At 42.3% G+C, this 8669-nt stretch carries 7 protein-coding genes; 4 read left to right on the top strand and 3 right to left on the bottom strand.

Annotated elements, in window-relative coordinates; translation table 11 throughout:
• Positions 1-205: 205 nt before the first annotated feature.
• Positions 206-1006: a hypothetical protein gene (locus tag JFC10_RS14545; protein ID WP_198333453.1), complete on the bottom strand. Its 801-nt coding sequence runs from the start codon at positions 1004-1006 to the stop codon at positions 206-208.
• 3 nt (positions 1007-1009) lie between these two features.
• Positions 1010-2692: a MobA/MobL family protein gene (locus JFC10_RS14540; protein WP_198333452.1), complete on the bottom strand. Its 1683-nt coding sequence runs from the start codon at positions 2690-2692 to the stop codon at positions 1010-1012.
• 725 nt (positions 2693-3417) lie between these two features.
• Here JFC10_RS14540 and JFC10_RS14535 point away from each other — a divergent pair.
• The 4 genes from JFC10_RS14535 (at position 3418) to JFC10_RS14520 (ending at position 7380) form a co-directional block, all read left to right on the top strand.
• Complete coding sequence (locus JFC10_RS14535) at positions 3418-4110, top strand: VIT1/CCC1 transporter family protein (RefSeq protein ID WP_198333451.1); 693 nt, start codon at positions 3418-3420, stop codon at positions 4108-4110.
• Positions 4111-4348: 238 nt separating this feature from the next.
• The gene (locus JFC10_RS14530; RefSeq protein ID WP_198333450.1) at positions 4349-5050 is read left to right on the top strand and encodes an IS1 family transposase; all 702 of its coding nucleotides are present in this window, start codon (positions 4349-4351) and stop codon (positions 5048-5050) included.
• 53 nt (positions 5051-5103) lie between these two features.
• Complete coding sequence (locus JFC10_RS14525) at positions 5104-5466, top strand: mobilization protein MobS (RefSeq protein WP_198333449.1); 363 nt, start codon at positions 5104-5106, stop codon at positions 5464-5466.
• 381 nt (positions 5467-5847) lie between these two features.
• Complete coding sequence (locus JFC10_RS14520; RefSeq protein ID WP_320157665.1) at positions 5848-7380, top strand: catalase; 1533 nt, start codon at positions 5848-5850, stop codon at positions 7378-7380.
• A gap of 143 nt (positions 7381-7523) precedes the next feature.
• On the opposite strand, the gene repM is transcribed toward JFC10_RS14520, so the two are convergent.
• Positions 7524-8501 carry a replication initiation protein RepM gene (repM, locus tag JFC10_RS14515; protein WP_102076202.1) on the bottom strand — a complete coding sequence of 326 codons (978 nt, stop codon included), beginning with the start codon at positions 8499-8501 and terminating at the stop codon, positions 7524-7526.
• Positions 8502-8669 lie beyond the last annotated feature (168 nt).

The raw sequence follows: 8669 nt of genomic DNA, 5'->3' as shown, positions 1-8669 counted from the left end.
GGTAAGTAAACTACGTTCTATGGGTAAGTAAACTACGTTCTATGGGTAAGTAAACTACGTTCTATGGGTAAGTAAACTACGTTCTATGGGTCGTAAGTGCCTTTAATACCAAGGGATGTAGCGGACTTAAAAGCTATTAAAAGCATTAAAAACATTAAAAGCATTTTTTCTTTTTTTTATTAACTAAAAAGATAAGCGTTTTGAGCTATCTAAATTTGCAGTATTGATATTTGTCTGTACCTATAAAACAAGATTTTGGCTTGATTCTCGCATAGTAACCATCTTGACCTCTAACCACATTATCAACGACAACAGCTTTCTCTAAACTTTGATAATCAGCCTTACGCTGAGCTATCTCTGTTTTACTAGGGACAAGTAGCAAAACAGACAATAACGTAAGGGCAAATATACAAGCACAGATACCACCTACGAGAGCAGAAGCCTTCCAGCTTAGTGATCTAGCAAATTCATCCGATAGCGCTTTGGTATATTGTTTAGCGCCTTCTTTAGCTTCTGTTCTAACGTTGGTTAATGTGTTTTTGGCATCATTAGCTAACTGCCGATTTTGATCTTGAAACTCAGTCGCAAAGAAGCTCAAACTCTTAAAGTTAGCATCAAAGGTTTTTTTCATATCTGATGATAATATGGATAAATCATTAATACTGGTGGTGGCTAGGTTTACAGTTTGTACTAAGTGATGATTGGCCTTAGCAACATGACCAGCCACGCCTTGTGTTAACTGATTATGATAGTGATTCAGTACCGCAGACACTTCTTTGCTAACCTCTTTAGCTGCACCAATAGCAATCGCTGATTTGATGACATTTTCTCGTTCTTGAGAATTCTTGAGCTGGGCTATGAGCTCGTTTACCAGCTTGGTGTTTGCTGCATCTCTGTCTTTGGTTGCTTGGTCTTTTTCCTCTATCCTCTCTAACAAGGCCGTATTATGCTCGGTGAGCGTTGCAATGGCGGCAAGTAGGTCTTCAAGGTTGGGGGTCTCTGACATTTTTTATCTTCCTAATCCATAGCTGCGGCTGCGGTTAATCTCGCTACTGTAGTCTGTAATCTCTTTTTGTGCGCTCTGTAGCGCTTGCTGCTGCGTTTTATCGATACTTTGCCCGTGATTGTCTGCAAATTCAGTTAAAACGTCTTGTAGGGCTGCTGTGTGCGTTTTACGCTCACTGGTATAGTGAAGATTTTTGATCTCATTCAGTGCTTGCTGTGACTTGTCGCTTACTAAGTCCGTTAACGCGCCACGCTCATTTGACGCAAGCTCACGCTGTCTCTGTGTGGTGTCTGGGTTGTCTGTGTATTGATTGAAGCTGTGCATGACCTCATTAGCGACTGAAATCGCTAAAATAAGTTTGCCGGTCTTGCTGTTTGGATCAATCCCTTTCTGCGTATGCTGTTCTAATTGTGCCATTACAGATGCATACAGCGCTTTTTTGTCGTCAAGGAATTGCTTGTTTTCAAGCGCAAGCTGCCTTGCTCTGTCGGCTCGTGCTTGTTCAATGCGCTCACGTTCGGCTTGTTCACGTTTTTGTTGTTCGGCAAGCTCGCGCTGCCTTTGCTGCTCCAGCGCGACCTCTTTTTGTTTTTGCTCATCTGCGCGTTTAGTCTTAATGCCCTTTGCCATCGCCATCGCTTGTGCCACTGCATCTAGCGTGGGTGCTTTAGGCTTTGGAGCAGATGTTGGTTCAGGTTCTTTGATGGGTTCATCTGCTACGGTTATCCTGCTTGGTGGCGGTGTGCTGTGTTCAACGCCTTCAATCTTATGACCATTCAAGATAATGGCATCAGCGGCATCATTCACGATCTGATTTTTGGTAAGCTCTACGCCCCATACCAGCTCGTTACGCTCGTTAATTATTTCGTTGATAGTGCCAAGCTGTGTTGCTGGCGTTTTATCAATCTCGTAATGCTTGCCTTCTTCTTTGGCTTGTTCAGCTTTTCTTAGCTCTCGCTCGTATTTGTCACGTTCCAGCTTGGTAGCGACTGATCCCATTTTGAGCTGTGGCTCAATATCAATCCCTTGCGCGGCATAGCTGCGACTATCAATCAGTTTATGGTCATGCTCGGCTAGTTTTTCGTTGGCGATCTGCTCCCATATTTGGCGAACCTCTTTAATCTCATGGCTGACGCGTGCCATGCCAAGCGAACGCCGCTTATTATCTGACAGCTCAATACTGGCTTTGTCGGTTAGTATGATCTCGTTATTATCGTCAAGCTCAGCACAGCGCGTGGTAAACAGGATATGAGCATGGAAGTTGCGAGGGTCTGCGCCCCGATCAATCTCTTTTTGAGTAGGCTCATGAATGGCACAATCGGCAATCGTACCGTAACGATCCGCAAGCGTCTGGGCGAAACTATGCGCCAAATCTTTTCGGTCAATCTCGCTTAATTCATGCGGTAGATTAACCAGCCATTCGCGAGCCACACGCGCATCTTTGCGCTTCTCGGCAGCCTCTGCTTTATTCCATAAATCAGCTCGATCAATATCAGTATTGGCAGCAGCCAATGCTGACGGCAAAATAATATCCGCACTCATTACCCCATGCTTTTTTGAATAATCGTGGATCTTACCGTATCGCTTATCTTCAAGCTCAACACCAGCACGATAGCTCGCAGAAGCAACGGCACTTTGTCCGTTGCCTCGTGATATTGATTTGGTCGATGCGATAAAAATAGCCACTTCTACAAGCTCAAATTTTTGGTTTTTAGCACTACGTCTTTTCGTAGTGTTGGGGGTGTGGGGGTGTACCCCTGCCGATGTTTTGATTTTATAAATGTGTGACCGATAGGGATAAACATTTGTAAAGTCGAAAACTCGCACTTAGTCAGTGGGACTCAACCATCCGTCAATTAACTATATCATAAACTGTTGTTAGGTACTGGTGAACTTGTTATAGTCAATAAGTAAAAAATTTAGGTGGTGTGTCAGAAAGTATGCTGGGGAATAAAGGAGGGTGACAGCCGAGGCAAGATGATATATTTGAGTAGATATCAGCTGCCCCGACTGTCACAGTCCCGGTTTAAAGAAACCCCGATATTAACAACGTCACCTAAGGAAAGTAAACTTCATACCTCAGTCTTCTACACTATATAAATAGTAGCATATAGAGCTTTCTCGACTCATAAGATTTAAATAAACCCATAGTAATTATAGATATTAATAATATTTCGAGCACTATAATATTGAGGGATCCACTACCTAATAAGTTATAGTGCAGATTGTATAGGTTAACTGATCTCTAATATCGCTCTCAAATTCGGAACTGAATCTTTAACTTGATTAAAATTTGAACAATTCTTGAAGCCTTGAAAGCCCTATAGAATCAGAGAACTTAGCATAGATTTCTTATTGATTTTATCGCCAGCATACTTTTTAGAACACCACCGTATTTTTTGAGGATGTCTATGTCATACTCTATTCACGATGAGCCGCACCTAAGTAACCGGAGTCAATGGCTCAGAGCAGCGGTACTTGGCGCCAATGATGGACTCATTTCTACCGCCAGTTTACTGGTTGGTGTTGCCGCCGCAAACGCGAGCAGCCAAACCTTATTACTGACAGGATTGGCGTCACTGACTGCAGGGGCTTTATCGATGGCGGCTGGTGAGTATATCTCTGTGTCCTCACAAGCAGATACTGAAAAGGCTGATTTAAAAAAAGAGCTTTACGAGCTGGCGCATAATCCTGAGCGGGAGCTTGTCGAGCTGACAACAATTTATAAGCAGCGTGGACTTGATCAAGACTTAGCACACCAAGTTGCTGTCGCCTTAACTGAGCACGATGCACTTGAGGCTCATGCTCGTGACGAGATAGGGCTAACTGAAATCAGTCAAGCAAAGCCCCTGCAAGCTTCCATTGCCTCCGCATTGGCCTTTACTACTGGTGCCATATTTCCTGTCATCGGCATCTTGGTGTTTCCAGCCCAGATCCTTGTTTGGTCATTGGCCGCGCTGACCATAGTCGGCTTAGTCCTACTTGGCATGGTATCGGCGCGCTTGGGCGGTGCACCCACTCTCCCTGCTGTCACTCGCGTCGTCGTGTGGGGTGTATTGGCCATGGTCGCAACATCACTTATTGGGCGATTACTTGGGGTGTAGCAGATTCAATTTAAAAGTATGACAGTTTTATTTTCAAATGACTAGAACGGTTTAGAGCCCAGTTTATTTTTAGCGCTCATTACTTTTTCGTAACGCATCCTAGAACGATACGTCTGTATCAGCGCGCGTTTGTAAGTAAAGACCTATTAAGGTATTCAAAAAGTGGTGGTGTGTCAGAAAGTATGCTGGAGTAATAAAAGAAGGGTGACAGCCGAAGCAAGATGATATATTTGAGGTTATGAAGACACAAATACAGATCAATTGCCCCGACTGTCACAGTCCCAGTTTTTCGATACACGGCAAAAAAAGCTATGGCAAGCAGAACTATCAATGTAAGGACTGCAAACGCCAGTTTATTGGCGATCATGCCCTAACTTATAACGGCTGTCACTCTAGAATAGAAGATAAAATACGGCTAATGACAGTGAGAGGCTGTGGCGTCAGAGACATTGCTATTATAGCCTCAGTTAGCATTGGTAAAGTGCTTAGCACCATAGGCTCATCTGTTTATAAGATTGCGCCTAAGAAGCGCTATTATGAACGCTTAGAGGTTGATGAGTTTTGGACTTACGTGTATCGCAAGAAGCGTAAAGTTTGGCTTATTTATGCTTATGACCGCGCTACCAATGAGATTGTCGCTTATGTCTGGGGCAAACGTGACCTAAAAACAGCTAAGAAGCTAAGAGCCCGTCTTAAACAACTGAAAGTCAGCTATGGCTCTATTAGCATGGATAACTGGGATAGCTTTATAACCGCATTCAAGCCTGACAAGAAACAAATCGGCAAGCAGCATACGGTAGGCATAGAAGGTAATAACTGTCGCCTTAGGCACCGATTGCGACGAGCCGTTCGAAAGACCTGCTGCTTCTCAAAGAAGTTTGATAACCACTTTAAGGTGTTTGATTTGGTATTCTTCTATGTCAATTATGGCTATGTCTGATGCCAGCATACTTTTTAGAACACCACCAAAATTTAATAGTTTAGGAGGATGTTGTGAGCTTACTTGGTGGTAATGATTTGAAAGAGCAGCAGAAGATCAATGAGCTTGAGCTTAAAATAAATAGAGAGAGGCAAAAGTTAGATAAGAAGCTGACACGGCAGAAAATACTACTGGGTGCTTTCTTGATAGAAACTTTAGAAAAGAACGAAATTGAAGGCTTACGTGTTTATGTTTCTAATAATTTAAACAGATTTTTAACTAGAGGAAGTGACAGAGATTTAATGTCTGATTTTATAGAAAAACTAAAAAATATTACTAATGAAGGAGATGAAGGTATGGATGATGATACATTAGTTGCCAATATTGCAGATACGGGCTTCCCTATTGATGAAGACAATATGTTTGTAGAAGATTAAGATTTTTTCTATAGCATAATGATAAATTCGTATATGGGCATCTCGTGACTCCGTTGTATTCTTGGTCGAAAACAATAGATTAGTGAGATGCTCTTCTATTTTCAATCACTTTCAATGTTGAGAGTGGGATAGCCGTTTGGACAAATTGAACACAGTAGTTCTGAAAAAAAAAACCAAAGCATGTAGTTAATTAATTATACAAATATATAGTAATCGGTTGTAATGATACTTAACAAGGCAGCGCCGTTAAATGCAGAGGTTGTTATGAATAAAAATAGCCGTTTTTCAGAAAAGATGACCTTTATTCTGGGTATACTAATAGAAGCGTATTCAGAATAGATTTTGCACTTTAATCCATTTTTTGTTCAAAGGAGTATTACTATGAGCAACGACATGAACGATAAAAAATGCCCTTACGATATGACGCCGTTGACCATGAGTAATGGCGCGCCGGTGGTCGATAATGAAAATAGCAAAACCGCTGGTAAACGCGGTCCTCTACTTGCAGAGGACTTATGGCTTAACGAAAAGCTCGCTGATTTTAACCGAGAGGTTATCCCTGAGCGCCGTATGCACGCCAAAGGTTCGGGCGCGTTTGGTACTTTCACTGTCACCAATGACATTACTCAATATACGCGTGCTGATATTTTTAGCGAAGTGGGTAAGCAAACGGAGATGTTTGCGCGCTTTAGTACGGTGGCAGGTGAGCGCGGCGCTGCTGATGCTGAGCGTGATATTCGCGGTTTTGCCCTAAAATTCTATACCGAGCAAGGCATTTGGGATTTGGTCGGTAATAATACGCCGGTATTTTTCGTTCGTGACCCGCGCAAATTTCCAGATTTAAACAAAGCGGTCAAGCGTGACCCACGTACCAATATGCGTTCGGCAACCAATAACTGGGACTTTTGGACGTTATTGCCCGAATCTTTGCACCAAGTCACCATTACCATGAGCGACCGAGGTATCCCAGCCTCTTATAGACATATGCATGGCTTTGGCTCGCATACGTATAGCTTTATCAATAGCGACAATGAGCGTTTTTGGGTCAAATTTCATTTCCGTACTCAGCAAGGTATCAAAAACTTAACCGATGCCGAAGCCGCTGAAATCATCGCCTCGAATCGTGAAAGCCATCAAGAAGATTTGCTCAGTGCCATCGACAATGGCGATTTTCCAAAGTGGAAAATGTACGTGCAAATCATGCCAGAAACCGATGCCGATAAAGTGCCTTATCATCCGTTTGATTTGACCAAGGTATGGCCAAAAGGGGATTATCCGCTGATTGAAGTTGGCGAGATTGAGCTTAATAAAAACTCAGACAATTATTTCTTAGACGTCGAGCAGGCGGCTTTTGCGCCGAACAATCTTGTGACTGGCATCAGTGCCTCACCAGACCGTATGCTACAAGCGCGTCTCTTTAGCTACGCCGATGCTCAGCGTTATCGCGTTGGTGTCAACCACAAGCAGATCCCAGTCAATAAACCTCGTTGTCCGGTGACCAGTAACCACCGCGACGGTCAAATGCGTATCGATGATAACTACGGTGGCCGTCCACACTATACGCCAAACAGCTTTGAGCAGTGGCAAGACCAGCCGCAGTACGCTGAGCCAGCGTTAAAGATTGATGGTTACGCGGAACACTACGATTTCCGTGAAGACGATAGTGATTATTTTAGCCAGCCACGCGCACTGTTTAACCTAATGAACGATGAGCAAAAGCAAGTGTTGTTTGATAATACCGCTCGCGCGATGGGTGATGCGCTTGATTTTATTAAATATCGTCATATTCGCAACTGTAACTGGTGTGATCCAGCTTACGGTACAGGCGTTGCCAAAGCCCTTGGCATGAGCGTTGAAGACGCTATGGCAGCACGTGAGAATGATCCTGCTCGTCATTTACCTAGCTGTCTGTAGTTATTAAATCCAGTTAGTAAAAATAGCGGTGGCGTTCTAAAAGGTATACCTTAAGGGAACCAGCCATTTCGCCCTTCAAACCTATTAACAGACTACTTAAAACAGACTGGTATAATGGAACTACTTATAACAGACCGCTAGCACTAATACTCTAAATAATCCCTTATTGGACGTTTCTTAAACTGAGAAGCGTCTTTTTTAAGGCGATTAATCATCTCAAACTCCCATCCTTGCTGCGACTGTCCAGCTGGGCTAGTAGGGGTAACCATGTGATTATAGTCAGTGATAAATTGAGGGTTACGTGCAATACGGCCTAGCTGTTTATCATTTAGATCTTCAACCGTAAACATATCAGCTGTATCTACGTCTCTACTAATACCTTGTCGTGTACTGCTTTTCGGTTTGCTTTTTGACAGCACCTTAAATTTGAACCCAATAATGTTTTTACCATCTTTTTCTTGCTCATAGCTAACTTTGATATCAGTGTGCTTATTAATTTCTTTAATAGCTTTGTTTAAAACACCAGATTTGAAGTCACACATCCGTTCATATTCATCATCATCCACTCCAAGTTGCCCCCTAAATACTTTTAAGCCAAATAAAGGGGTCTTTTTGGCTTCACGCCATTGTATTAGAAGTTCATACAAACGTACTGAATACATGCTGTTGAGCATCGATGTTTGTTCTAACGTGTACTTAGTAAAAAACTGTTCTATACCATTTATACGTGTTATTTCATTTACTACCGCAGGCGTAAATATAATTTCGATAGTACCTTTATCCTGCTTATACTTTGCTTGACTTATCCAACGGGACTTAACGGGATAACCATCGTTTTCGTCTAAAAAAGTAAACCTACGCTCGAATAGGTTCTCTTCTGCTTTTTTAAGTACGTCATAAGCACCCTGTCGTGTCGTTCCAAACGCTTCAGCGTACCTTGAGGCTTTTATAGTTAAAGGTTTATCGGCTGATAAACCTTCATTTTTCTCTCTGCTGTCTATGATAGCCAACTGAACCAACCTTATTTCAGCAAGCGTAAGATTTTGGATTGCTGTATTTAGCCTGTTTGTCTTAACTATAAGATCCATCTTATTATTACCTGCATTCACACTTGGTTTCATCAACTTAGCCCCTCTAACTATATAACGATAAATAATATAGCACCATTATAACGATAAATAAATAGATATCGTTATAAGGTAAGTAAACTACGTTCTATGGGTAAGTAAACTACGTTCTATGGGTAAGTAAACTACGTTCTATGGGTAAGTAAACTACGTTCTATGGGT

The sequence above is a fragment of the Psychrobacter aquimaris genome, from assembly GCF_016107525.1.
GTDB classification, from domain to species: Bacteria; Pseudomonadota; Gammaproteobacteria; order Pseudomonadales; family Moraxellaceae; genus Psychrobacter; species Psychrobacter aquimaris.
Note: the sequence above shows the minus strand (reverse complement) of the source record. Positions and strands in the feature narration are given on the sequence as shown.

What these genes read in the sequence shown, in the direction of transcription:
- repM (WP_102076202.1), bottom strand. Translation starts at nt 8,501, where the DNA reads ATGAAACCAAGTGTGAATGCAGGTAATAATAAGATGGATCTTATAGTT.
- JFC10_RS14530 (WP_198333450.1), top strand. Translation starts at nt 4,349, where the DNA reads ATGAAGACACAAATACAGATCAATTGCCCCGACTGTCACAGTCCCAGT.
- JFC10_RS14545 (WP_198333453.1), bottom strand. Translation starts at nt 1,006, where the DNA reads ATGTCAGAGACCCCCAACCTTGAAGACCTACTTGCCGCCATTGCAACG.
- JFC10_RS14535 (WP_198333451.1), top strand. Translation starts at nt 3,418, where the DNA reads ATGTCATACTCTATTCACGATGAGCCGCACCTAAGTAACCGGAGTCAA.
- JFC10_RS14520 (WP_320157665.1), top strand. Translation starts at nt 5,848, where the DNA reads ATGAGCAACGACATGAACGATAAAAAATGCCCTTACGATATGACGCCG.